The organism is Nocardia abscessus (assembly GCF_015477775.1).
Taxonomy (GTDB): domain Bacteria; phylum Actinomycetota; class Actinomycetes; order Mycobacteriales; family Mycobacteriaceae; genus Nocardia; species Nocardia abscessus_A.
In genome coordinates this window covers 222476-244162 of sequence record NZ_JADLQO010000009.1, presented here as the reverse complement: position 1 = coordinate 244162, position 21687 = coordinate 222476, and the positions used below count along the sequence as shown (strand labels likewise).

At 67.3% G+C, this 21687-nt stretch carries 25 protein-coding genes; 9 read left to right on the top strand and 16 right to left on the bottom strand.

The window, feature by feature from the left end; genetic code table 11:
* Positions 1–7: 7 nt before the first annotated feature.
* The gene (locus IU450_RS23305) at positions 8–1219 is read left to right on the top strand and encodes a cytochrome P450 family protein (protein WP_195151862.1); all 1212 of its coding nucleotides are present in this window, start codon (positions 8–10) and stop codon (positions 1217–1219) included.
* A 164-nt stretch (positions 1220–1383) separates the two neighbouring features.
* Here the strand turns inward: IU450_RS23305 and IU450_RS23300 are convergent, their stop codons facing one another.
* The 4 genes from IU450_RS23300 to IU450_RS23285 all read right to left on the bottom strand — a co-directional run bounded on the left by IU450_RS23300 (position 1384) and on the right by IU450_RS23285 (position 5867).
* Complete coding sequence (locus IU450_RS23300) at positions 1384–1728, bottom strand: PLD nuclease N-terminal domain-containing protein (protein ID WP_324197779.1); 345 nt, start codon at positions 1726–1728, stop codon at positions 1384–1386.
* Between the two features lie 213 nt (positions 1729–1941).
* Positions 1942–3180: a DUF2201 family putative metallopeptidase gene (locus tag IU450_RS23295; RefSeq protein WP_195151860.1), complete on the bottom strand. Its 1239-nt coding sequence runs from the start codon at positions 3178–3180 to the stop codon at positions 1942–1944.
* On the bottom strand, positions 3177–4418 hold the full coding sequence (locus IU450_RS23290; protein WP_195151859.1) for an AAA family ATPase: 1242 nt from the start codon (positions 4416–4418) through the stop codon (positions 3177–3179). Before IU450_RS23290 ends, IU450_RS23295 begins: the two co-directional genes overlap by 4 nt.
* Before the next feature lie 48 nt (positions 4419–4466).
* Positions 4467–5867: a hypothetical protein gene (locus IU450_RS23285; protein ID WP_195151858.1), complete on the bottom strand. Its 1401-nt coding sequence runs from the start codon at positions 5865–5867 to the stop codon at positions 4467–4469.
* Between the two features lie 289 nt (positions 5868–6156).
* Here IU450_RS23285 and IU450_RS23280 point away from each other — a divergent pair, with 289 nt between their 5' ends.
* Entirely contained in the window at positions 6157–6852 is a 696-nt protein-coding gene (locus IU450_RS23280) for an MBL fold metallo-hydrolase (RefSeq protein WP_195151857.1), read from the top strand.
* Between the two features lie 252 nt (positions 6853–7104).
* On the top strand, positions 7105–7836 hold the full coding sequence (locus IU450_RS23275) for a TetR/AcrR family transcriptional regulator C-terminal domain-containing protein (RefSeq protein WP_195151856.1): 732 nt from the start codon (positions 7105–7107) through the stop codon (positions 7834–7836).
* Between the two features lie 10 nt (positions 7837–7846).
* Here the strand turns inward: IU450_RS23275 and IU450_RS23270 are convergent, their stop codons facing one another.
* The 8 genes from IU450_RS23270 to IU450_RS41345 all read right to left on the bottom strand — a co-directional run bounded on the left by IU450_RS23270 (position 7847) and on the right by IU450_RS41345 (position 12383).
* Positions 7847–8257: a DUF5994 family protein gene (locus IU450_RS23270; protein WP_195151855.1), complete on the bottom strand. Its 411-nt coding sequence runs from the start codon at positions 8255–8257 to the stop codon at positions 7847–7849.
* An 11-nt stretch (positions 8258–8268) separates the two neighbouring features.
* A complete protein-coding gene (locus tag IU450_RS23265) occupies positions 8269–9009 on the bottom strand; it encodes a TetR/AcrR family transcriptional regulator C-terminal domain-containing protein (protein ID WP_195151854.1) in 741 nt (246 codons plus the stop codon).
* A 275-nt stretch (positions 9010–9284) separates the two neighbouring features.
* A complete protein-coding gene (locus tag IU450_RS40630) occupies positions 9285–9416 on the bottom strand; it encodes a hypothetical protein (protein WP_267470586.1) in 132 nt (43 codons plus the stop codon).
* Positions 9413–9826 carry a hypothetical protein gene (locus IU450_RS23260; RefSeq protein WP_195151853.1) on the bottom strand — a complete coding sequence of 138 codons (414 nt, stop codon included), beginning with the start codon at positions 9824–9826 and terminating at the stop codon, positions 9413–9415. The genes IU450_RS40630 and IU450_RS23260 overlap by 4 nt, the downstream gene beginning before the upstream one ends.
* A gap of 441 nt (positions 9827–10267) precedes the next feature.
* Positions 10268–11086 carry an RNA polymerase sigma factor SigF gene (locus IU450_RS23255; RefSeq protein ID WP_195151852.1) on the bottom strand — a complete coding sequence of 273 codons (819 nt, stop codon included), beginning with the start codon at positions 11084–11086 and terminating at the stop codon, positions 10268–10270.
* 202 nt (positions 11087–11288) lie between these two features.
* Positions 11289–11492 (bottom strand): hypothetical protein, encoded by a 204-nt coding sequence (locus IU450_RS23250; protein WP_063052552.1) that lies wholly within the window; start codon positions 11490–11492, stop codon positions 11289–11291.
* 196 nt (positions 11493–11688) lie between these two features.
* On the bottom strand, positions 11689–11844 hold the full coding sequence (locus IU450_RS23245) for a DUF6131 family protein (RefSeq protein ID WP_169810549.1): 156 nt from the start codon (positions 11842–11844) through the stop codon (positions 11689–11691).
* A gap of 338 nt (positions 11845–12182) precedes the next feature.
* Positions 12183–12383 (bottom strand): enoyl-CoA hydratase-related protein, encoded by a 201-nt coding sequence (locus IU450_RS41345; protein WP_416382897.1) that lies wholly within the window; start codon positions 12381–12383, stop codon positions 12183–12185.
* A 264-nt stretch (positions 12384–12647) separates the two neighbouring features.
* On the opposite strand from IU450_RS41345, the gene IU450_RS23235 reads away from it, so the two are divergent.
* Together IU450_RS23235 and IU450_RS23230 are read left to right on the top strand one after the other, a co-directional pair.
* Positions 12648–13103 (top strand): hypothetical protein, encoded by a 456-nt coding sequence (locus tag IU450_RS23235; RefSeq protein WP_195151850.1) that lies wholly within the window; start codon positions 12648–12650, stop codon positions 13101–13103.
* Between the two features lie 116 nt (positions 13104–13219).
* Positions 13220–14530, top strand: a complete 1311-nt coding sequence (locus tag IU450_RS23230) for a M48 family metalloprotease (RefSeq protein ID WP_195151849.1) — start codon at positions 13220–13222, stop codon at positions 14528–14530.
* Positions 14531–14627: 97 nt separating this feature from the next.
* Here the strand turns inward: IU450_RS23230 and IU450_RS23225 are convergent, their stop codons facing one another.
* From IU450_RS23225 to IU450_RS23215, 3 genes are all read right to left on the bottom strand, one after another.
* Positions 14628–15596, bottom strand: coding sequence for an alpha/beta fold hydrolase (locus IU450_RS23225; protein WP_228834967.1), 969 nt, complete (start codon positions 15594–15596; stop codon positions 14628–14630).
* Positions 15597–15674: 78 nt separating this feature from the next.
* Positions 15675–16166, bottom strand: a complete 492-nt coding sequence (locus tag IU450_RS23220) for a DinB family protein (protein ID WP_195151847.1) — start codon at positions 16164–16166, stop codon at positions 15675–15677.
* 37 nt (positions 16167–16203) lie between these two features.
* Positions 16204–16830: a class I SAM-dependent methyltransferase gene (locus IU450_RS23215; RefSeq protein ID WP_195151846.1), complete on the bottom strand. Its 627-nt coding sequence runs from the start codon at positions 16828–16830 to the stop codon at positions 16204–16206.
* An 87-nt stretch (positions 16831–16917) separates the two neighbouring features.
* Between IU450_RS23215 and IU450_RS23210 the strand changes: the two genes are divergently transcribed.
* Positions 16918–17523 (top strand): helix-turn-helix domain-containing protein, encoded by a 606-nt coding sequence (locus tag IU450_RS23210; protein ID WP_195151845.1) that lies wholly within the window; start codon positions 16918–16920, stop codon positions 17521–17523.
* Positions 17524–17626: 103 nt separating this feature from the next.
* On the opposite strand, the gene IU450_RS23205 is transcribed toward IU450_RS23210, so the two are convergent.
* Positions 17627–18730: a spore photoproduct lyase family protein gene (locus IU450_RS23205; RefSeq protein WP_195151844.1), complete on the bottom strand. Its 1104-nt coding sequence runs from the start codon at positions 18728–18730 to the stop codon at positions 17627–17629.
* A 153-nt stretch (positions 18731–18883) separates the two neighbouring features.
* On the opposite strand from IU450_RS23205, the gene IU450_RS23200 reads away from it, so the two are divergent.
* Genes IU450_RS23200 through IU450_RS23190 form a run of 3 tightly spaced genes read left to right on the top strand, consistent with a single transcriptional unit; the run spans position 18884 to position 21591 of the window.
* Positions 18884–19849, top strand: coding sequence for an SDR family NAD(P)-dependent oxidoreductase (locus IU450_RS23200; RefSeq protein ID WP_195151843.1), 966 nt, complete (start codon positions 18884–18886; stop codon positions 19847–19849).
* Positions 19850–19864: 15 nt separating this feature from the next.
* Positions 19865–20962, top strand: coding sequence for a sensor histidine kinase (locus IU450_RS23195; RefSeq protein WP_195151842.1), 1098 nt, complete (start codon positions 19865–19867; stop codon positions 20960–20962).
* Positions 20959–21591, top strand: coding sequence for a response regulator transcription factor (locus IU450_RS23190; protein WP_195151841.1), 633 nt, complete (start codon positions 20959–20961; stop codon positions 21589–21591). Before IU450_RS23195 ends, IU450_RS23190 begins: the two co-directional genes overlap by 4 nt.
* Positions 21592–21687 lie beyond the last annotated feature (96 nt).

Below are 21687 nucleotides of genomic sequence, written 5' to 3'. Positions count from 1 at the left end.
AGACAGCATGGCCGAAGCCGTGATCCAACTGCCCACCGCTGGAGAATCCATCTTCGAGACATATGAGCGGATCCGACACCGGGGGCAGGTGGTCCCGATCGAGTTGCCCGGTGCGGTCGCGGCTTGGCTCGCGGTCGGCCACCAGGCCGTGCGCGAAGTCCTTGCCGGCGACGGCACACTGTTCAGCAAGAACGCCCGCAACTGCCCCGCATTGCACGATGGAACCATCCCGGCGGACTGGCCCCTGCGTGCATTGACCGATATCGATCACATGCTCAACAAGGACGGGGACGATCACCGCCGGTTGCGCAGAACGATCGGCCAAGCGTTCACCCCCGGCCGGGTAGCCGCGCTGGAACCGCGAATTCGGCAGATCACCGGCGAACTCCTCGACGACCTCCGCGGTCGCGACACCGAAGTCGATCTGGTGTCCCACTTCACGACACCGCTACCGGTGCGCGTGATCTGCGAACTGTTCGGGGTGCCCGCCGCCGAACGGGCACAGATCCGGCGCTGGACCACGGCGGTCGTGTCACACACCAGCACAGGCGACGAAACGAAGACCGCGGTGGAGGAAATGCTGACATACCTCGCCGAACTGCTCGACCGCAAGCGGCGCGCACCCGGTGATGACCTGACCTCGGCCCTATTGCAGGCCAACGCCGAGAACGGTTTCAGCGACGAGGAACTGGTGCAAACGTTGTGGCTGGTGATCATCGCCGGACACGAGACGACAGTGCACCTGCTGGGCACCGCGGTCATCGCATTGTGCGCCCATCCCGAGCAACTCGCCAAGGCCCGCGCCGAGGACCGGTGGACGGATGTGGTGGAGGAGGCACTGCGTTTCCGTTCGTCGGCCTGCGTGATGTTCAACCGCTACGCGCTGCGGGATGTCAGCATCGCCGGGGTCGACATCCCCGCCGGCGCCATCGTCGGGTGGTTCGCCGGGGTCGGACGGGATCTACGACGGTATCCCGACGCCGATGTCTTCGACATCGATCACGATCACCACGACCAACTGGCTTTCGGTCACGGACCGCACTTCTGCCTCGGCGCACCGCTGGCTCGGCTCGAAACCCGGATCGCGTTGTCCGCGCTGTTCGACGCGTTCCCTCGCCTGAGCCTCGCCTGTGACCCCGCCCTGATCCCGCACAGCCCGCAATTCATCACCAGCGGCCCCCTCACTCTTCCCGTGCGGCTCGAACCCCGCGCGGACTGACCCCAGCGCACACCCATCCCGCCTCGAAGCGGGCCCGATCGCCAGGCCCGGCATGATCCGTTCCCCTGCCATGTACATGATCCGGAGACGAGTCGCCGGGTGCTGGTGACGTGACGGACCGCTGCTGGAGACAGGGCTGCCGGCACTGCGCAGCGGCTGATGTTCTACGGCTCTTCGGCCGCCCGACGCCGTTCCGCCTCGGCCTGACGTTGCTGCTCCTGCCGCTGCGCGTCGCGACGCTGTTGCTCTGCTCGCTCCCGCAATCCTCGCAGAAACTCCTCATCGGCAGCCGGATTCTGCGGCACGTAACGACCCGGACGCTCGTACTCCGGGTATCGGCTTGTCTGCGACCGTCCGGGCACACTCGGCGGTCGGCCCAGCACCAGCCACAGAATCGCTCCGATTGTTGGGACAAAGAGCACGATCACCAACCACAGGCCTTTGGGCAGCTGCCGGATCTCCGCTTCGGGTGTCATGATCACGTCGACCATGCAGTAGACCCACAGCATGAGGGTAATCAAACCCACTACAGCATATGGCATTTGGATTGTTCTCCTCGCGTTCCCCACCCGGCATACCAACCCGCTATTCTCGAGCTCGGACGCCCGATTCGCAAGCCGCACGGCTTTCCCGGATATTTCGCACATCATGCCCAACGGACAGCCGACCGCCCGGGCCGATCAGTTGTCGTCGGCGCCCACAGTCCCCGAGCGGCGGGGCATCTACCCGATATCGACTACTCGGGCCCACGCGGGCGGCGCGTCCGGAACGTACTCGGGATCGTGTTCGCGCCACGAAGCGGCGTGCTGCCGGCGGAACAGGCCCACCACTGTCCGGCACGGTGGCCGCCTGGTCGGCCAGGGTGTCTGGCCGTCGGTCAGAATCACCAGGACATCGGGGCGGGGTTGGGCTCGCAGCGCCTTGGCGATGCCCGTACGCAAGTCCGTGCCCCCACCGCCCACCAGCGGTATTCGCTCGGCCCGACACAGCGGGTGCACGATCCTCGCCGCCGCGTCGCACGGCAGCACGGTGACCAGGTCGCGGCGGCCGCCCACGGCGCGGGAGATGGCGGCCACTTCGAGGAGCGCGCTGCCCAGTTCGGTGTCACTGACCGACCCCGAGGTGTCGATGAGCACCGAGACCCGCGGCGGCGTTCGCCGCAGACTCGGCAGCACCACCCCGGGCACTCCAGCCGAGCGCCGGGCGGGCCGGCCATAGGTGTAGTCCTCGCCCGCACCGGCGCCGGACATCGCCGAGCGCATGGCCGCTCCCAGCAGATCGCGCCATGGCTGTGGCGGGTGGAACGCCTCTTCCGCCCAGCGCTGCCATCCTTTCGAGGTGTTGCCCGGACGGCCGATGATGCCCTGCGCCACCTGGAACCGGACGGCGTCTCGTTCCTGTTCGCTGAGGCCGTCCGCACCGTCCGGTCCCAGCTCCCACTCGCGTTCCAATCCGTCGGCGCCGCTGCCGCAGTCGAGCCAGGCTATGCCCTGTGTATTCGGTCCGAGCCGGAACTTGCGCAGGTAGTCCTCCATGAGTTCCCCTTCGGGCAACCCCAAGGACGCGGGCGTGACAGCCGCCTCGGGCTGGGCCAGCCCGTCGCCGAATGCGTCGTCGTTGATTTCGCAGTCCGCGGCGATGTTCATCCGCAATCGTTCCGCCGGACCGGTCAGGTCGTGTTGCCGGGCGAATCGGTCACTGCGACCGTGATGGTCGCGCAGCAGATGCGACACCTCGTGCACCCACACTCCGGCCAAGTCCTGCACCGAGGTTCGGTTCACGAACGCCGGCGAAACGTAGCACCGCCAGTACCGGTCGACGCCCATCGTCGGTACTCGGCGCGACTCGACCACGCAGAGGGCGAACAGTGCGGTCGCCAGATAGGGCCGGACTCTGGCGGCGTGCAGTCGGGCGGCGTAAAGCTTGTCGCGGTCCAGCGTCCCTGGCGCGTTCGCGGTCATCGGCCTGCCTTCGCGGCGACACGGTCGGCCGCCTGATCCGCTTCCTGGGACACCGATACCACTCCGGCGAGTTCCTCGATCGCCGCCGGCACGTCCCAGTGGTCCTGGCGTAGCGTGGCGAGAGTGGTTGCGGGAACGACGATCAGATCCGGCGCTCCGGTTTCCGAAGCCTTGACCAAAAGCGCCCATGCCGCATCCCAGCGGGATTTCTCCGGGCGTTTGCGGACTGCCGCCACCACACCGTCGAGCACGGCCTGACGCAGATCCCCTCGCTCGGGCAAGACCGCGCCCGCCGGATCGGCGAGCAGCGCCTCCGGGTCCGGGAGGTCCATCCGGTCCAGGCCGGCCAGCAGTTCGAAGCCCGGCCCATCGCCCACCGTGCCACGGACCAGCAGGGAAAGCACGTCGCGGGATGAGCCTGCCGCGGTGGCGAAGGCGATCAGCCACAGTGTCATCTCCCAGCTTCGCGGCGACGGCCAGGGACCACCCCGGCGGGTTTCAGCGCTGGGTAGTTGGTGCACCAGAGCGGGACGGGCCGCGAGGAGCACACACACCGCGCGGCGCGCGAAAGCGACAGCCTCGCGCAACTTCTCCGGAGCCAGCCGCGGCAAGGTCGCGTGGGGCCAGGTCCCGCCGAGGCCGCGCACGACGACGTCGTGATCGTGGGTCCATTGCAGGTGCACGAATCGGTTGGCCAGCGGCGGGCTCAGCTCCCAGCCATCGGCCGCCGAAGATCGCGGGTTGGCCGCGGCCACGATCCGGACACCGCGCGGCAGTTGGATGTTGCCGATCCGCCGCTCCAGGACCAGACGGAGCAGGGCGGCTTGCACAGCCGGCGGCGCAGTGGACAGCTCGTCCAGGAACAGCAGTCCGCGGCCGGCCCGGACGAGTCGTACGGCCCAGTCCGGCGGAGCCATCGGGACTCCGTTTTCCGCGGGATCGTCTCCGACGATGGGCAGGCCCGAGAAGTCCGACGGCTCATGCACACTCGCGATTACCGTGGTCAGCGGAAGGTCCAGGTCGGCGGCGAGCTGGGTCAGGGCCGCGGTCTTCCCGATCCCCGGTTCACCCCACAGGAGAACCGGCAGGTCGGCGGCCACGGCCAGCGCCAGGGCTTCCAGTTGGGTGTCGGGGCGTGGTTCGGTGGTTACCTCGCGCAGCAGCGTCAGCAACTCGTCGGCGAGGTCGAGCTGGGAGGGTTGGGCCGGATCGGCGGATGTGCGGACAGCAGCAAGCATGTGTGATCACCTTGGGGGTCGAGTGGATAGGGGACGAAGGTCGCCGGGTCAGTGCGAGGTCGCGTGGCGCGGGTGCGCGCGGCGCTCGCGTGGACGGCGAACCGGGGGAATGCGGCCGAGTCCGGGATCGGACAGGCCTGCCCTGAACAGTCCGTAGGTGATTCGCCGTTGCGCGGACGTTTCGAGTTCGTCGCGCAGAGCACCGTCGCGCAGTAACGCGTCGGCACCGAGCAGTCCCTCTACGATGGCCAGCGCGCCGGCGGTGTCGCCATGGTCCAACCGTTCACGGACGCCGACAAGACAGTCCGGATGACGGTGCGCCTCATCAATAGCCTGCAGGCAAGGCAGCGGAGTGCCGGTCAGGGCGACCAGCAGTTCCTCCCGCCGGATTTCGGCCCGGTCGTGGTCCAGCGCGGACAAGACCCCGTTGACCAGTCCGATCCGATGCTGTTCTCCCCTGCACTGCACGACGCGCGGTTGACCAGCCCGGTCCGGGATCCGAGAGGCATCAGCTGGCGGCCAGCCGGGTGCCAGTGCCGAGGCGACCAGCGGATGCAGCCGATCGGCGGCAATCGCGCCGGTGCGGATCAGTTCTAGATCAGGCAGCACCCAGGTCGCCGCGTCGGGCAGGACCGGCAGCGCGGAGACGTCGCCGACCGGGTATCCCGACGCGATCCGCGCCACGGGCGGCCCGTCGCCGTCGGCGTCCAGGTCCAGAATCAACCGTTGCCGGGCCCCGAACCGCACGACGAAAGTACTGCTACGCCGTCCCTCGGCGTGGCGCAGAATCTCCGCCTCGGCCGCCCAGCGGTCGACGGCGCAGCGGTGGACCTGCGGAACCGTGGCGAGCAGCTCGGCATCCAGCATCGCGCGGTCGTCTGCGGCCCGCTGGGCCCCGGACCGTGTCCCCAGCTCATCGACCCTGCGCGCGTCCCAAAGGTGGCGATGGAGATCCAGGCGGAAACGCCGGTTGGGACGAGGATGCGGATGGAGGCAGGCACCGGGCCCGGCGGCGGATCCGTCCCACAGCGCGAGGCTGACTCGCTGACCGGCATCCGCCCATGCCGGCGCGGTCCGGACGACAAGCTGCACGGGATGTGCGCCGCCGCGCTGGTCTGGTGCCGCGTCGTACCGCGCCAAGGCGATGGTCAGACCTGGCCGCAACAACCCGTCCGGAGCAACCCTGGGCAGATGCCAGCGCAACAGGTCAGGAGCCAGATGGCGGAGATCGGTCCGGATTCGAGCCGCGAGTTCGTGCCCGTGGCTACGCGCCACCGACCGCAAACTGAAATCGACATCGAAGCCTGCCGCGGCGCACGCGCCTGCCCAGTCCCCCACGCGACGGCGGGCGGTAGCGGTCTCGATCATGGAGGGCGGCACGGCGAATTCACGCACACGCAGCCAGAAGGAAAAACGGGAGTCGTCCCCATTCGCGATGTGAGTGAGCATCAGCACTCACCTTGCACGAATGGAACCCCCAATCTTTGAACAGAATGAGTCATCATCGCGTCGATCATAACGTCCCCGCACCGACACCGGCCAGCCAAGGGAGCCTGGCGGCAGCTTCGACGGGCCGCCCAGTCGTTTCGAGCTGCTGCTGGATTTCTCCCAGACATGCTGTCGCAGTTGATGATCGGTGGACCGCTCAACAAAACGGAAGCACCCGGTGTCAACGGGTGTGTTTGGCTCAGAGCAGATCGCGTGGGACAGACCGGTTCGTTCTCAGTAAATTCCGAGAGTGGAAATCGTATCTGTGTTGCCGCAGCTCGGGGCGCTACGGTTCGCCGAGGTGAACGACCTCAACGTCTACGTGTGGAACGACGGAGCGGAGGTGACGCTGATCGACAGCGGTCTGCCGGGGGCTGCCGGAGAGATCGAGCAAGGCCTTCGCGCTTTGGGTTTCGCCTCCGACCAGGTGCGGCGGGTGATACTCACCCATGCCCACGACGACCACATCGGCTCAGCCGCCGACCTCGCCGCATGGGGAGCCGAGATCTGGGCCCATCACGCCGATGCCGATATCGTGCGGGGCGAACGTCCGCAGCCGGCACCGGTGTTGCGCGATTGGGAACGTCCGATCGCCGAGGCTCTCGAACTGGGCCCACCTCCGCGCCCGGCCCCGGTCCACCGCGAGCTACGCGGCGGCGAGGTGCTCGACTTCGGCGGCGGCGCCGAAATCCTCGCTGTCCCCGGACATACCGCGGGCAGTCTGGCGTTGCATCTGCCACACCACCGCGTGCTGTTCACCGGTGACACACTGGCCAACGTTCGCGGTGTCACCATGCCAGGCGTGTTCAACCTCGACAGCGCGGCGGTCGACACAGCCGCGCATCGGTTGACCGCACTGGACGTCGATATCGTCTGCGTCGGCCACGGTGACGTACTGATGGGCGAGCCGCTGCGCGCGTGGCGGATTCAGCGGTCGGCGCACTGACGCCCACAGGCCATGGCTACGGACAACACCGGTTTCCTTCCGCTTCCCGACTCGACAACACCCTCGAGTGGCAGTCGGCGGCATGGTCGAAATGCCCCATGGCGCACCGTCCGACCAACGGGAGCGGAGACCAACCCGCTGACATCCCGTCCCGCGATCGCACTGGATGCCCCGAACCGCGGGATGTCAACGATGTAGGTCTACACTCGTCACACACCATCGGAGATTCTGATGACGAGGGAGGCATCCGAGATGGCCGAAGTTCCGATTGATCGCCCGAACTCTCGCTCTGGGAACCGACGGCCCGACCGCGCCGCCAGCGGCCGGGGCAACAGTCCGATCACCAGGACGACCGTGCTGACCGCGGCGCTCGAGATCATCGATCGGGACGGTGTCGAGGCGCTGTCGATGCGGCGGTTGGCCGAGGCGGTCGGGCGGGACCCGATGGTGATCTACCGGCATGTCCCGAACAAGGCGGCTGTGCTCGACGGTGTGACCGAACTGGTGCTGGCGCAATTGTCGGTCGATCCCGCCGCCCCGGACTGGGTCGCGCAACTGCGCGCCCTCGCCCGGGATTTCCGGGGGCTGGCGCTGGCGCATCCGCGGGTGGTGCCGTTGCTGGTGACCCGGCCGTTGGCCACACCGTTGGGGCTGCGGCCGTATGCGGTGATCCGTCCCTTGGAGGACATCCTCCAGTTGCTCACCCGTGCCGGGTTCTCCGGCGCCGACGCCCTGCACGTCTACCGTGCGGTGTTCGGCTTCCTGTATGGGCACGTTCTCAACGAGTTGCAGGAGATCGTGGAGCGTCCCGAGGAGACCGACGACGTACTGCGGCTCGGTTTGCATCGCCTGCCGATAGCGGAGTTCCCACTGCTGCGCGAACTCGCGCCCGCCCTGGCCGCCTACGACGGCGAAGCCGAGCTCGAACGCGGTCTGGACATCCTGCTCACCGGTCTCACCGCCACGCTGCCCGGATCAGGGTGATGCGTGGCGCTCAGTCCGTGTCGACGGTTCCGCCTTCGGAATCCCAACATTGCTGTGCGGCAATCATTTCGCCGTTGTCGGTGAACGGAAAGTGCACTCGCAGAGTGAGTTTGTCACCGCTGACCCCGAGGGCATCGACGGTGTGCGCGGGCTTGTGCCGGTAGCCGTCGAGCCGGACCTGACGCCCGCCGTTGGCGAGTTTGCGTGGTGGGGTGGTCCATTCGTCGAGGTGATAGGTCACTCGATGAATCGGGCCGATCCGGACCCCGAGTGCTGTGAGCACATCCGGTAGCTCGGTCACGAGGTCGTTGCCGCGCGGCCGCCACACCCCGCCGGTGCCCGCTGCGTCGAACTCGAGCCGCGGGCGAGAGGTGGACGGCACCGGCCACCCCGGGGTGGTTGTGGTCAATGGTGGCGTCATGGTCGACGCTCCTATCTCGGCCGCGTGGCGGCTGGTGTCATGGTCTCGGTGAGACCACTGATCAAAATGTCGAGGCCGCGTTCGAGTTCGACTCCGCCTTCGTAGGCGGCCAGATCCGAGGCGAGGCCGCGAAGTAAGGGAAATTCGCCGACGGGTAGGCGGTACAAGCCGAGACGCAGCACGTCGTCGGTCTCTTCGGGGCGTTCGATGATTTCCTGGAGTTCGTTGAGGACGTGACCATAGAGGAATCCGAACAGCGCGCGGTAGATGTGCAGGGCGTCGGTACTGCTGAAGTCGGCCCGGGTGAGCAGGTCGAGGGTGCGTTCCAGCGGCCGCAGGATGCTGAGCGGCCGCAGTCCGAGCGGGGTGGACAGCGGGTGGGTGACCAGCAAGGGAACCACGTTCGGGTGGGCTACGGCCAGTCGGCGGAAGTCGCGGGCGATGATGCGCAGTTGACGGCGCCAGTCCGGGTCGGTGGGGTCGACGGTGAGTTGTTCGAGCACGATTTCGGCGACTCCATCGAGGAGTGCGGCTTTGTTGGCCGCGTGCCGGTAGAGCACCATCGGGTCGCGGTCGAGCGCCTGGCCGAGGCGCCGCATCGACAGGTGCTCGACACTATCGCGATCGATGATCTCGAGGGCGGCCGCCAGCATCGCGGACCGGGTCAGCGGGCTGCCCGTGTGGTCCTCCCGGGCGGTGCGGTCCGCCGAGGCGTCTGCGGAACCGCTTGGTCCGGCCTTGACACGGCTCATCGACTCGACGCCTCCTCTCGGTCGGAACTCTGTCCCGTTACCGTTGTAAGTCTACACTGTAGACATACAATGTATCTAGACCCTGAGCAGTGAACGACTTCGGTCCTGCCGAGCGAAGTCGTCGCCCATGACCACGGACTGTCCAGGAAGCTCTTCACGCCGTTTCCATCGACCGCCCATCAGGCGTTCCGACGGCCGGTGCTTACTACGCCGGTGACTTGTTCCGTCGGCCGGCTGCGGCCTGGAGATTATTGGAACCTATGGATCGGCTACGTTCAGGCGACCTGCTGTCCGTGTGGGTCGGTGGCCGGTTCAGTCGGCGAGATGCCGATGGGGCGCTCGAGTAGTGCCCTCGCGCGGGCGAAGGCATTGTCGCGTACGAGCGCGTCCAGGGGTGTGGAATTCACCCAACGCCACCGGTTCTCGGCGGCGACGGCCGTTCAGGATCAGCCCCGCGTGGCGTCTCACCTGCCTTCGAGTCCGGATCGACCTTGTCCGCGCGCTCCCACTCCTTGTCCAGCTCGGTCCGCGATTCCGCCGCCACACCGCGATGCACGTGCGCCTGCTGGGCAAGCTGCTCGGCCTGCGCCGCCTTGGCGTCGGCTTCGGCTTTTGCCGCCCGGCTCTTGGCGGCAGTCTCCTTCGCCCGCGCCTCCCGCTGACCGACCTCGAGTTCTTGTTCCGCCGCGCGGCTACGAATGCCTTCGGCTTCGACCCGCTGGTGTTCGCGCCGTTTGCGCATCAACACCCACACACCGGCCAAAAGCAAAATGACAACAACCGCGACGACGATCACGATCACAATGGTGGTGCTCATCTTTCGACTCCTCGCACTCTCCCCCCTCTACCCTAACGCCGATGGACCAGCCCTGAACTGGAAAAATGACCGATGGACGCTTAGACGGAACCTGTCCCACATTCGACGTCCGGCCGGTAAAGGCGGGGCTGCGCTGACAGCGCGGCACAGCCACACAACGGACACTCTTCGATAACCGTTCAGGTGGGTTCCGGCGGGCTTCACCCCACTGATGCAGGGCTAGCCTCGTCCCGGACGACAGTCCGTCCTTCGACGCCCCCTGGCGCATCGTTGTCGGCCTCGTACGACAACTCGCCCTCCATGGCCGGCCGGCCCAGAACAGCGTTTCGAACGATTCGGCCGTGGGACGATCCGACCTGCTGGTCGAACAGGCTGGATGCGTGCACTCCCCGGGCCTCATCGGCCGGGTTCTCCGGCCTTCCAATGTTTCGAGCAGGCTGCTCAGTCGCGTAATGCCGTCTCGTGCAACGAGTTCAGCGTCTTGGCCAGGATGCGCGAGACGTGCATCTGGGAGACGCCGAGGTGTTCGGCGATCTGGGTTTGGGGTTGGAATTCGAAAAAGCGCATGAACAGCACTTCGCGTTCACGCTCGGGCAACGCGGCGATGAGAGGTTGAACCGTCAGACAGTCCTCGATGGTGCAGTAGTCCGGTTCCTCGACGCCGAGAATGTCCAGCAACGACAGCGGCGCGTTCTCGTTGTCGTAGTCGGCGGTCGCGTTGATCGAAGAGGTCTGGTAACCGTTGTGGGCGATCATTGCCTGGGTGACATCGCCGACGCCGACGCCGAGCTGCTCGGCGATCTCGCCGGCTTTGGGCATGCGGCCCAGTCGTTGCGACAGCATCTCGATCGTGGGGCCGAGGCTCTGCTGAATTTCCTTGATTCGCCGCGGTACTCGCAGCGCCCAGGTGAAGTCACGGAAATGGCGGCGGATCTCGCCCATGATGGTCGGTACCGCGAAAGAAAGGAACGTCGCCCCGTAATCGGGGTCGAACCGGTCGACGGCGGTCACCATACCCAGCCGGGCGGTCTGCAGGAGATCATCGAAGTTCTCGCCGCGGCCTGCGTACTTGCGGGCGATGTGTTCGGCCAGTGGCAGGCATCGCCCGATCAGCACCTCCCGCAGGGTAACTCGGCGCGGGTCGTCCACATCCAGCTCGGCGAGCTGGGCGAACAGCGGTTCGAGATGGTCGTAGTTGTCGGTGCCGCGGCGGGTGTGTGGCGTCCTCGCAGGGAGAGTCCGTGTCGACTTATCGGTCATCGGTACTGCCTCGGATCCAGCTGAATCGACGGAGGTTGGACACCCGGACAACCGCGGTGGTGAACGGGGTGTGCAGCGGCGACCCGAGGTTGATGAAGGTCGCCGAGTCGCGATGTGACGCCAGGCCGGAATCGCCTCGGCCTGGCACGAGTTCAGGGATGCCGGCACCGGTGGGTGCCGGGACATCCGTCGCGGTGTCGTGTTACGGGCTGGGTTGGGGCAGATCGCAGTCGTTCACTTTGGGGTTGACGCCCGCATAGTTCAGCGGGCCCGCGATGACGGTGACGGCGATGGTTGCCGCGCTGGCGCAGTTCTGGTCACGCTCGGTGAAGTATCCGCGTTGACCGGCGGCGATGACACCGATGATCAACCAGATGAGCAGAAGCAACGGCACTAAACGACGCATCATGCACCTCCACCGAATTCCGGCGGGTCGGGCACAGCGCTCGCCTGACCTCGGCATCGAGTTCGTTTGTCCCGGATCGACGTTGTCTCGATCGTGTTGTGAGTAGCGGAGTGTCGCATTGTGTTCTCCTTGCATCGCTTGCCGCGTAGGCGAATCGCGGCGCAGCCGGAACTCGGCCCGGCTGCGCGGGGATCGGTCAGTAGTAGTGCCGTCGGCCGCCGACGGCATGGCCGGCCATGCCCGCGATCATCAGCACCACGCCGATGAGCGCGACGATGACTCCAGCGGTGACGAGCCACGGGATGCCGAGTAGGAATCCGACGACGAGGAGGACGATTCCGAGAATGATCATGAGCGGTACCTGATTCGGTGCGGAAGGATGGGGTGGGGTCGTTTGCCGGACACACCGGCGGCGGTGCTGGGGTGTCCGTGTCGAGCGAAGGTGCCCCGTGAGTCGAAGGGCTGCGGCCCGCCGCGGGCTGAACCGACCAGTCCGAGGTCGTAGCGTCGGCGTCGCGTTCGCGCCGGACGTCGAGCGGTGACGCTCGAGCCGACTTGCAGATGCCTCGACTCGGCCGGCCTGACAGTGATGATCATGGCGATCCTCGAAGCCTTGGCTCGGATCGGTTGGTCCCTTCAGTAGACGCCGCCCAGACCGTTATGTCAACAGTGTAGGTCTACACTTTGTATCTACGGTGCTTTCGTCGCGGTCTGCGTGCCAAGCACGCGCCGGAGGAACCGCGCTCGCCACCACTGCGCGCCGTGTGACACCTCGCCGAACTCGGTTGCGGCGGAGACGATCCTGAGATCGGCGGCGAGGATCATCGTCACGCCGATACCGGCCGCGGGGCCGTTCACGGCGGCGATGATCGGTTTGCGGCGCTCGTACATGCGCAGGACCATCGCGGCATATCGAGTGGTCAGGACCCGGGATGTGGTACTGGGCGCGGTTGCGAGGTTCGGGGCCTGGGTGAGCTGTGGGCGCCTCGTCGAGCTCACCTTGCGCTGGAGGCGGAACCTCCGTGGCGGCCCATACAGGACGGAGCGTCTGTGAGCCGATGTGGTCATCGCGAGGCAGCCGCACCCGATGTACCCGATCGGTACTATCGCAATTTCGGTGAACTTGGCGAATAGGGGGTGCTCATGGTCACGACGGTGCGCCAAATCGTGTGGGATGTCGTCGGAAGCAAGGTTCCGGAAGAGCGGTGGCTACTGGAAAATCTGGATTCCTTGGACGATGAGCAGGTGAGCCGATCGCTGCGCCGCGCCGGTGCGCGATGGCGGGGACCGGTGCGTTTCGGGCTTGCCGATGTCGCGCCGTTCGTGCTGCCGCTGGTCTGGATGGTGGTCGAACAACTTTCCGACCATGCGACCGGAAAGGCGGTCGACGCCGCCACGACCAGGATCGGTACTCGGGTGCGCGCCATGGTCGGCAGGCGGCGATCGGTGGAGCCGGTGGTGCCCCCGGTGGATTCGGAAACGCTGCGGCGCGTGCGGAGCCAGGTCGTCGATGGCGCGGTCGCGCGCGGATTCGACAACGCCAGGGCCGAGGAACTGGCCGAGGAGGTCGTAGCCCGGCTCCGGGCTATCGAACCGGATATCGGACAGTGACCGGGAACGCCGACGGTGCGCGGCGGCATCGCGGCTTTCTCTCCTGGGGTACTCGCCGCCGTTGTGTACTGCTGCTGGCGGTGATCCCTGCATGGTCGCTCATACTGTCCACCCGAATGCTGCTGGCCTTGAACGGTGATGCCGCTTACCAACGCTGTCTGGACTCGGCCGGATTCGATCCGGCCGACCCATGGGGCGTCGAGATGCTGCGCCTCCCCGTCGGATTCGGCCGGTATTCTCATTGCTTTCCGGCAACCGTGTCCCAGGCGGTGCGGCCGGCGCTTTGGTGGACCGCTGCGGTGCTGATCGCGGCGTTGGTCATCTACTGGATCGGGCCGCTGTGGGCCCGGCGTGCGACGCTGGGGACGGTGCCCACCCAGCTTCGAGCCACGGTCGACGACCTCACCGAGATCGCCGGACTCACCTCGCGCCCACCGAAGTTCGTTGTCGCGATCTTCGATCGCAGCACGGATGCTGTCACCATCCGCCGTCGGGGCCGACCGACGATCTGCCTCGGCGCGGGGCTGGTCAAGCAGGAGTTGGGCAGGACCGGACAGCGCAGGCAGCAGCGGCGGCCCGACATTTTCCGGGCGGTGGTGCTGCATGAACTGGCCCACGTCCACAACCGGGACGTCCTGATCGGATACGGTGCGCGCGCACTGTGGCTGACGTTCGTCATCGGTGTCGCCGTACCCGCCGCGGCAGTGCATCTCTGGTTGTCGACCGGCCTGGTCCCGGCAGGCACCTACGCCAGGAACTGGCCCAACCTTGCCGCGAACCCGTTGCGCGAGTTGGCTTTTCTCGGATCGCTGATCGTGACGGGCCATCTGATCTACGCGGGCCTGCAACGCACCCGGGAGCAGGTAGCCGATCACGATGCCCGTGTATGGGGAGCCGACCCCGAGGTGTGGGCGGCGCTCGAGGGCGGCACCGATGCGCCGGCGGGTATCCGTCGCGCCGGCTGGTTGTCTCCCCTGCGCTGGACCGATGGAGTTCGCCGCCCGATCGCTCTGGTCGCGGGGGTGATGACACGGATCGTCACCCGGCTCGCCGAGAGCTGGCAGACACATCCGATGAGCGCCCGCAGATGCCGATGGCTGGCCGAATCAGGGTTCATCGATGACAACCACGGCAAGATCATGCCCAGCTTCCTCGCAGTGGGAGCGTGCATGCTGACCGCGATCGGGATGAATCGCGTCTGGCCCGGGATCGAAGGCGTCCCGCGCATCGTATTGATCACTCTGGTCGTGCTGACGCTCGCGATACTGTTGTCACTGAGCGACGGCATCTCCAAGGGAAAGACCCATCAGTGGAAACACTCCGCCGCCCGTGACCGTCACGATATCCCCGATCTGCCGAACCTCACGGACCCCGGCCCGCTCGATATGCCCTGGCGGCACCGCGACGAGGACAACTGGTTGCGCTAGTCCCGACCTCCGGAATTCGGATCGACCGCTGCCACCGAATCCGGCCGACTTGCTTGCCGTGACAGCGGTCCTCATCCTATGGAAGCGCACGGTGTCATCAATCGAGGAAGCGCTGTAGTTCCGCGGTGACGAAGTGGGGATTCTCCTCGACGAGCCAGTGTCCCGCGCGCGGCACGTCCACAGCCTGCACAATGTTGGTCAGGCGTGGGGCCACGGTGGCCCGGACCGCATCGAGTTGCCCCTGGGCAGTCATGAGAAGGGTCGGTACATCCGTCGGTGCTGCCGCCATGGTGTCGCGGACGTCTTTGTCGAGGGCGCGGTAGAGCTCGAAGCCGCCCGCCAGGGCCTCGGGCCTGCTGTAGGTACGTGCGAACTCGTTTATCTCGGCGTCGGTGAAGGGGGCTCGGTCCGACGTGCCGCCGAATGCTGTTCCCCCGAAGGAGACTTGTGGGTAGAACAGGGCCAGGTACTCGCGGACGTCGTCGCCGACCACCGTTTCGGGGACCCGCCGCTGAGTGTGGAAGGCGATGTGCCAGCTCAGTGAGCGGTATGTGGGCGCATCGATCGCGGGCCCGGGCAGCGGCAGGTCGAGATAGCCGAGACGTGCGGTGTCGGCGGGGAACTGAGCGGCGTACTGGAATGCGACGGCGGCGCCGAAGTCATGGCCGATGACGCGGGCGTCGCGCACTCCGAGCCGGTCGGCGATGAGGGGGTGTATGTATCGCGCGAGGGTGGCCTTGTCGTAGCCGGTCGGCGAGTCGGTGCTGTCGCCCAGTCCGGGGAGATCGACGGCGTACACGGTGTGGTGTTCGGCGAGTGCGGGCATGATCGGCCACCAGCCGTACCAGGTCTGCGGCCAGCCGTGGATCAGGACGACCGGCGTGCCGCTGCCGCCGGTCACATAGTGCATACCGACACCGTCGACGTCGGCGAACTCGTGCCGGAAAGTGTTTTCGAACGCGGGGTCGCCCTGGGTCGCGGCGGTGTAGGGGGCGACGTCACGGGTGGTGGCGGAGCAGGCTGCGGCACCTATCGCGAGCAGGAGGGTGAGCGCTAGGGTAGCCATCGCTCGTGCGGATCGGAGGAGGCCGCGCGTCGGCGGCCGGGTTGCGGTGATCATGGGGTCCTTCTCCCGGACAAAGGGTCAGCGGCCTGTCGCGCCGTCGATCAGTTCGCGGAGGATGTCTGCGTGACCGGCGTGGCGGGCGGTTTCCTCGATCATGTGGGTGAGTGCCCAGCGGAGGCTGGGAGCGGGGCTGTCCGGCCGCGGCCGGGGGACGGATGCGCCGAGGTCGGTGCACCCGTCGAGGACTTTGTTCGCGAATTCGACTGTTCGTCGGTAGCGGGCGACGACTTCGGCGACGCTGTCGGCCGGTGGGGCCTGGAAGGTCGCCTGCCAGTCGGTGACCTTGTCTCCGAAGAATGTCGAGCGCTCCACGAAAGTGAGGTGCTCGAGCAGTCCGAGCAAGTTCGTGCCCGACGGCACTGCGGCTGTCCGGACCTGCGGTTCAGGGGCGCCGTCGACCTTCGCGGTGATCGAGGCTCGTAGGTAGTCGAGGAAAGCGCGCAGGGTTTCGATCTCGCTGCTCGAGGTCCGTGGCGGCGGGGTGTCGGCGCGGCGGGAGGCAGTGGGCATGGTGGCTCCTTCCGGCGGGAGCGGCTTCGGCGGCAGGTCAGGCGGTGCGGCGGATGAGCAGGACGTGGTCGGTGACCTCGGCGGTGCGCCCGTCCGGTCCGGTCGCGATCCGGCGGGGCGCGTCAGCCCGCTCGACCGTCCACGTCGCAGGGTCGAGCCCGATCCCTGCGGCGACCTCGTGCGGGGTCGGGTACCGGGGGTCGGGATCCTGGTTCCATGACCACGGCGCGGTGGATCCGTGGTCGACGACCAGTAGCCGCCCACCCGAACGAAGCGCCTGCGCCGCCGTGCGCAGGACGGTTGCCCTGTCCAGGTCGAAGGGGGTGTGCAGGTAGTGGGCGCAGATCAGGTCGAACCAGCCCTGCGGGAAGGACTCGCGCAGGTCATGCCACTCGGCGACGATGCGGTCACCGAGGCCGTGTGAGATGGCGAGGCGGCCGAGCCGCTCGACCGCGACGACCGAGATGTCGATGGCGGTGACGTGCCACCCCTGGTGGGCGAGCCACAGTGCGTCGCCGCCGTCGCCGCACCCCAGGTCCAACGCGTTTCCGGGCGGCAGGCTCGAAACCATCTCGGCGAGAAGGTAATTCGACTGCGGGGTGGTGGCTTCCAATCGGGCGGCGTAGACGCCGTCCCAGAATGTGACCGCATCGGTGGTGCTCATCGAGGCTCCTTGGGTCGGGACGCGCTCAGTCTCGCCGCGCCGGCCCCGATCTGGCACGAAATCTTGCGGTTCCGGCAAGATGAGTTCGTGGACCGCGAAACAAACGATGTGCTCGACTCGGTAGGGCCGCGGCTACGTGCGCTGCGGCGCGACCGCGGCATCACCCTCGCCGATCTCGCGGTGCGGACCGGGGTGTCGGAGAGCACCCTGTCGCGGCTGGAGAGCGGGCAGCGCCGGGCGAGTCTGGAGTTGCTGCTGCCGCTGGCCCGCACCTACGACGTTCCGCTCGACGAACTCGTCGGCGCCCCGCGCACCGGCGACCCCCGCATCCACCTGAAGCCGATCCGGCGGTTCGGAATGATCTTCATTCCGCTGTCCCGACGGCCCGGCGGTACCCAGGCGTTCAAGATGATCATTCCCGCTCGGCCGCAACCGCTGGAACCGACGCCGCAGACGCACGAAGGCTTCGAGTGGCTGTACGTGCTCAACGGTCGCCTGCGGCTGGTGCTCGGCGAGCGCGACCTGACGTTGTCCGCCGGTGAGGCAGCCGAATTCGACACGTCCTTGCCGCACTGGCTGGGCAGCGCCGACGGCGGCGTGGTCGAGCTTCTCATCCTGTTCGGCCTGCAAGGGATGCGGGCGCACGTGCGCCCCGATCCCCCTCTGGCGCCGCACGGCGGGAACCAGCGGTGAGCTGCCCCCGCCACCGCGTCGGGTAACGAAGCGCAGGTGCACGTCCGAGACCTGCTGACGACCGTCGACCCGGACGGCTTTCGGCAGAGGGCGACTCGGCGGTTCAGAATGCGTAGCGGACTGTCAACCAGGGCGTCCGCGCGGCGATGAGATCGGTCAGCGTCTCGACCCCGGCGGCCTTGACGTTGTTGCGGTAGCGCACGTTCCACATGCCCGACTGGGAGCGCTTGGCTTGCTGGATCTGCGGGCGCCACAACAGGTCCTCGGACTTCGGGTGCCAGCCGAGGTTGAGTTCGTGGAGTTGCTCGTTGTGGGTGAGCATGATGATCTCCGCGGCGGCCTGGGCCTTGAAGGCTGAGCCGGTGCCGTCCGAGAGCTGCTCCAGCAACTCCGCCCAGTCCTCCTCCCAGCCGGGGCGGACGACCACAGGGGAAAAGTTGACGTGCACCTCGTAGCCCGCTGCCACGAAGTCATCGATCGCGGCGATGCGCTGCCGGATCGGCGTCGTGCGCAGGTCCAGCAGCTGGGAGTCGGCCTCTGGCATGAGCGAGAACCGGATCCGGGTCCGCCCGCGGGGGTCGAGGTCGAGCAGGTCGCGGTTGACGTACTTGGTGGCGAACGAGGCCTTCGCGGTGGGCCAGGCGCCGAACGCGGTGATCAGGTCGGCGACGTTGTCGCTGACCAGGGCGTCGACCGAGCAGTCACTGTTCTCGCCCAGGTCGTAGACCCACGCGTGGGGGTCGCACTGGTTCGGCACGGTCTTGGGCCCCTGCCTGCGCACGTGGCGTCCGAGGTAGCCGATGATCTTGTCGATGTTCGTGAACACCGTGATCGGGTTGGCGTAGCCCTTGCGGCGGGGGACGTAGCAGTAGGCACACGCCATCGCGCAGCCGTTGGACGTCGAGGGTGCGATCCAGTCGGCCGAGCGACCGTTCGCCCGGGCCGTCAGCGACTTCTTGACCCCGAGCACGAGATCCTCGGTCTTGACCCGGATCCAGCGGTCGACGTTGCCCGCGTTGCCGTGCAGCTCGTCGATGTTCCAGTGGGAGGCGACGGTGATGACCTCGGCATCGGGGAAGCGCGCGCGCACCTGCCTGCCGCGCGGGCTCGCCAGCGCGTCCGGTTCGGCCCACAGGCGCCGGACGTCCAGTAGGCGGGGGCCCGAGGTGGGCAAGGAGGGGTCGGGAGCTCTGGCGGATGAAGTCATGACCTCTGCCTACTCCACCCCACCGACATCCCGGTGGGCGCGAGCGACCCGGTGTGGCCAGTGCACGCGGGTTCGCCGTTATCAGCCTCGTGGCCGACACTTTGCGGCCAGAAGTAGGTACCGCCGTGAGCGGCCTGCGATGACCATGAGGGCATGAGCGATGTGACAGAGCCCGATGCGGTACAGGACCCTGCCGGAGGACCGAAGCGTTCGCGACGGGCATTCGTCGGGCTCGCAACGGCGGCCGCCGGTGCGGCGGCGGTCACGACGGCCGTGACCGTCCCCGCCTACCTGCGGAATCCGCCGACCGCGCCGCTGCCGGAAGCACCGCCGAGCGGACGATTCGCCGGGAAGGTCGTTCTGGTCACCGGCGGAACCTCCGGAATCGGCGAAGCCGCTGTGCGGGCGTTCGCCGGCGAAGGCGCCGCGGTGGTGTTCTGCGGTCGCCGCGAACATCTCGGGCGCGGCATCGAGCGTTCCATCGGTTCCGCGGCTCGATATGTGCGTGCCGACGTCCGCGTCGCCGACGACATGCGGAACCTCCTCGCCGAGGTGGACCGGCGATTCGGCCGGCTGGACATCGCGTTGAACAACGCGGGCATCTCGATCACGGCGCCCGCGCACGAGATGCCGGTCGAGCACTTCGACGACGTGCTGGACACGAACGTGCGCGGAGTGTTCCTCGCGATCAAGCATGAGGTACCGCTGATGCTCCGATCCGGCGGCGGGGTGATCATCTGCACGACCTCCGAATCCCGGCGCCCTGGCGGCGCAGCGTACAGCGCCAGCAAGCTGGCACTGCAAGGACTGGTGGCGTCCGTATCGCTGGACTACGCGGACAAGGGCATCCGCGTGAACGCGATCGCGCCGGGCACGACCGACACCGCACTGGTGCGGCCGAGCGGTATGCCCGACGCGGTGTGGGACACCTTCCGCGACGCTTGGGGTCCGCTGAACGTCTCCGGTCTCGGGCGTATGGCCACCACCGGGGAGATCGCACGCGCAATCCTCGCGCTGTGCTCCGACGATTTCGGCTATATGGTCGGTTCGACTGTCCTCGTCGGGGGTGGACCCTTCGGCGGCGGCAAGATGCGGATGCCACCGGGCATCCCCGGTTGAAGGCGGTTCGCCCGTATGCTCGCGGTATTTCGTCTGCTCGCGATACCTGTCGGACTGGCCTACGTGCTGGTTCGAGGCGCCGCTGACATCGACGTCGTCATCTCGATCCTGTCCGGCGCTCTGCTGTTGGCCGGGGGCCGGTGGCCGCTGGCGGTGCTGTGCGGGCAGGCGGTACTGCTCGTGGCGGCCCATGAGTACGGCCAGTCAGCGGGCATCGGCGTCAAGGCGTGGGCAGCCGTCGCCCTGTTCGAACTCGCGCTCAGGCGAGGACCGCGGCAGCAAGCCGTCGCCGTCGTGGCGCTCTGCGCCGCCTACCTCGCGATCGACGGCCGGGCGAGCGATCCCGGAGCGGTGCCGTTGGTGTACCGGTTGCTGTTGCTGGTGATCGTACCGGTGCTGTGCGGCGGCTACATCGCGTCCTTGCGGCGGCGCGCGGAGGAGGCCGAGCGGAACGTGGCATTGCAGGCCGAGTCGGCGCGCCGAGCCGAACGGGCGCAGATCGCCCGCGATCTGCACGACATCGTCGCCCATCACGTCTCGGCCATACTCGTCCGGGTCGGAATGGCCCGGTACGTTCCCGTTCTCGCCGCGGACGAGGTGGAAAGCCTGCTCGCCGACATCCACAACACTGCCGAGGCGGCGATGAACGATCTGCGCGAATTGATGAACGTCCTACGCGACGACGCCCGTGCCGCGAGTGTCGGCTCCATGCTCGCCGACGATCGCACGGCCTTGTTCGACCTGATCGATGCGCTGCTCACGAACGCGAGGAGGGCAGGTCTGCTCGTAGAGTCCGCCATCGATCCCGCCATCACGGATATCGACGGCGTTCGTGGACTCGTGCTGTACCGCACCCTTCAGGAGGGCATCACCAACGCCGTCAAGCATTCCGAAACCGGTACGGCGCTGACCGTGCGCGCCGACATCGATGACGGCGATATCGCCGTATCGATCCGCAACCATCGAAAGGCGCAATACCGAGACGGGAATGGCGGATTCGGTCTCGTCGGCATGCGTGAGCGACTCGAGGCCCTCGACGGCGACCTCGACTACGGGCCGGAAGGCGACGGCTGGCGGCTGTCGGCCACACTGCCGTCGAAGACGAAATCGTGATCTCGGTACTCCTCGTCGACGACCAAGATCTCGTCAGAGCCGGTCTGCGCATGCTCTGCGGGAGCGCCGACGACATCGTGGTCGTCGGCGAAGCGAGCGCCGGAGCCGCAGCCGTCCGGCTCACCCAGGACACCAGGCCCGACGTGGTGGTCATGGATCTGCACATGCCGGGAATGGACGGCATCGAGGCGACCCGGATGATCGCCTCGTCGGTGCCTGCGTCGAAGGTCGTCGTCCTGACGACGTTCGATGACGACGATCATCTCTACCCCGCGCTGCAAGCCGGCGCCTGCGGCTTCTTGGCAAAGGACGCGAGCCCGCGGCAGCTGCTACAGGCTGTTCGGCAGGCCGCGGAGGGGGACAGCCCGTTCAGTCCGGATGTCCTTCGCCGCTTGGTGCACCGAGCCCTCACCGGACATCGGGAGCCGGGCAGTGGCCACACTCTCACGCCGCGTGAACGCGAGGTGGTCGCCTTGGTGGGGGCCGGATCGACGAACCGGGAGATCGCCGACGCGCTACATGTGGGAGTCACCGCGGTGAAGTCCTATATCGCCGCCGCGATGACGAAGACCGGTACCAAGAACCGCGTGATGCTGGCCGTGTTCGCGGTACGGCAAGGGCTGGTATAGGTCCTCGATCGCGAAGCCGTCGGATCCGTCCGGCGACTCACCGCACAAGCTCCCCCGCGGCGCGGCGGATAACAGCCTGTTGGCCGTGGCGCGACA

Coding starts and splice junctions, on each gene's coding strand:
- IU450_RS23230 (WP_195151849.1), top strand. CDS start 13,220: ATGCTGCTGGCCTTGAACGGTGATGCCGCTTACCAACGCTGTCTGGAC.
- IU450_RS23245 (WP_169810549.1), bottom strand. CDS start 11,844: ATGATCATTCTCGGAATCGTCCTCCTCGTCGTCGGATTCCTACTCGGC.
- IU450_RS41345 (WP_416382897.1), bottom strand. CDS start 12,383: ATGTACGAGCGCCGCAAACCGATCATCGCCGCCGTGAACGGCCCCGCG.
- IU450_RS23215 (WP_195151846.1), bottom strand. CDS start 16,830: ATGAGCACCACCGATGCGGTCACATTCTGGGACGGCGTCTACGCCGCC.
- IU450_RS23220 (WP_195151847.1), bottom strand. CDS start 16,166: ATGCCCACTGCCTCCCGCCGCGCCGACACCCCGCCGCCACGGACCTCG.
- IU450_RS23295 (WP_195151860.1), bottom strand. CDS start 3,180: ATGACCGCGAACGCGCCAGGGACGCTGGACCGCGACAAGCTTTACGCC.
- IU450_RS23200 (WP_195151843.1), top strand. CDS start 18,884: ATGAGCGATGTGACAGAGCCCGATGCGGTACAGGACCCTGCCGGAGGA.
- IU450_RS23290 (WP_195151859.1), bottom strand. CDS start 4,418: ATGCTTGCTGCTGTCCGCACATCCGCCGATCCGGCCCAACCCTCCCAG.
- IU450_RS23250 (WP_063052552.1), bottom strand. CDS start 11,492: ATGCGTCGTTTAGTGCCGTTGCTTCTGCTCATCTGGTTGATCATCGGT.
- IU450_RS23285 (WP_195151858.1), bottom strand. CDS start 5,867: ATGCTCACTCACATCGCGAATGGGGACGACTCCCGTTTTTCCTTCTGG.
- IU450_RS23275 (WP_195151856.1), top strand. CDS start 7,105: ATGGCCGAAGTTCCGATTGATCGCCCGAACTCTCGCTCTGGGAACCGA.
- IU450_RS23300 (WP_324197779.1), bottom strand. CDS start 1,728: ATGCTGTGGGTCTACTGCATGGTCGACGTGATCATGACACCCGAAGCG.
- IU450_RS23255 (WP_195151852.1), bottom strand. CDS start 11,086: ATGACCGATAAGTCGACACGGACTCTCCCTGCGAGGACGCCACACACC.
- IU450_RS23305 (WP_195151862.1), top strand. CDS start 8: ATGGCCGAAGCCGTGATCCAACTGCCCACCGCTGGAGAATCCATCTTC.
- IU450_RS23195 (WP_195151842.1), top strand. CDS start 19,865: ATGCTCGCGGTATTTCGTCTGCTCGCGATACCTGTCGGACTGGCCTAC.
- IU450_RS23260 (WP_195151853.1), bottom strand. CDS start 9,826: ATGAGCACCACCATTGTGATCGTGATCGTCGTCGCGGTTGTTGTCATT.
- IU450_RS23205 (WP_195151844.1), bottom strand. CDS start 18,730: ATGACTTCATCCGCCAGAGCTCCCGACCCCTCCTTGCCCACCTCGGGC.
- IU450_RS23270 (WP_195151855.1), bottom strand. CDS start 8,257: ATGACGCCACCATTGACCACAACCACCCCGGGGTGGCCGGTGCCGTCC.
- IU450_RS23225 (WP_228834967.1), bottom strand. CDS start 15,596: ATGGCTACCCTAGCGCTCACCCTCCTGCTCGCGATAGGTGCCGCAGCC.
- IU450_RS23265 (WP_195151854.1), bottom strand. CDS start 9,009: ATGAGCCGTGTCAAGGCCGGACCAAGCGGTTCCGCAGACGCCTCGGCG.